Here is a 1,020-nt window from a genome sequence, read left to right as displayed (position 1 = left end):
AGCTGGAATCGCGGCGGAAAACTATCCTTTCTGCACGATCGAGCCCAATGTGGGTGTGGTTGAGGTTCCTGACCCCCGTCTTGCCGCTTTGGCTGAGATCGTCAAGCCTGAGCGCATCCTGCCTGCCGCTGTCGAATTTGTCGACATTGCGGGCTTGGTTGCTGGAGCTTCCAAAGGTGAGGGCCTGGGAAACCAATTCCTGGCCAACATTCGTGAAACTGACGCAATTACCCATGTGGTCCGTTGTTTTGAGGATGCTAACGTGATTCACGTGGCTGGCAAGATTGACCCGATCTCCGATATCGCAGTGATCGACACTGAGCTAGCCTTATCTGACTTAACAACCGTTGAAAAAACCCTCCAACGTTCTAGCAAAGCTGCTAAGTCAGGTAATGACAAAGAGGCAGCAGCTCTCGTGGCTGTACTGACTAAGGTGCAAGCCCATTTAGATCAAGCTCAGCCTGTTCGCAGCTTGAAGCTGACTGACGAAGAAAATTTGCTTTTAAAGCCACTGTGCTTAATTACCGCAAAGCCTGCAATGTATATCGCTAACGTCAAAGAAGACGGCTTTGACAATAATCCGCATTTAGAGGCAGTGATTCAGCATGCAGCTAAAGAGGGCGCGCCAGTGGTTGCGGTGTGTGCCGCAATCGAAGCCGAGATCGCTGATTTGGATGACGCTGACAAAGCTGAGTTTTTGGCAGACCTCGGTATGGAAGAGTCTGGATTGGATCGTGTGATTCGTGCGGGCTATAAGTTATTAGGCCTACAGACCTACTTTACTGCTGGTGTTAAAGAAGTTCGTGCCTGGACAATTCATAAAGGTGATACTGCGCCACAGGCTGCCGGAGTGATCCATACCGATTTTGAGCGCGGCTTTATTCGTGCGCAAACCATTGCTTTTGAAGACTTTATTCAATTCAAGGGTGAGTCTGGTGCCAAGGAAGCTGGAAAGATGCGTGCCGAGGGTAAGGAGTATGTTGTTAAAGATGGTGATGTTTTGAACTTCCTCTTTAACGT

The 1,020-nt window shown here is 49.4% G+C and carries 1 protein-coding gene; it reads left to right on the top strand.

Annotated features, from left to right (window positions below):
• Positions 1 to 1,020: redox-regulated ATPase YchF (ychF, locus tag B7Y67_RS19300; protein WP_293600018.1), on the top strand; the 1,020-nt coding region annotated here is incomplete at both ends.

The organism is Polynucleobacter sp. 35-46-11, assembly GCF_002281105.1.
The sequence above is the reverse complement of the archived record's forward strand: the minus strand, read 5'-3'. Positions and strand labels throughout refer to the sequence as shown.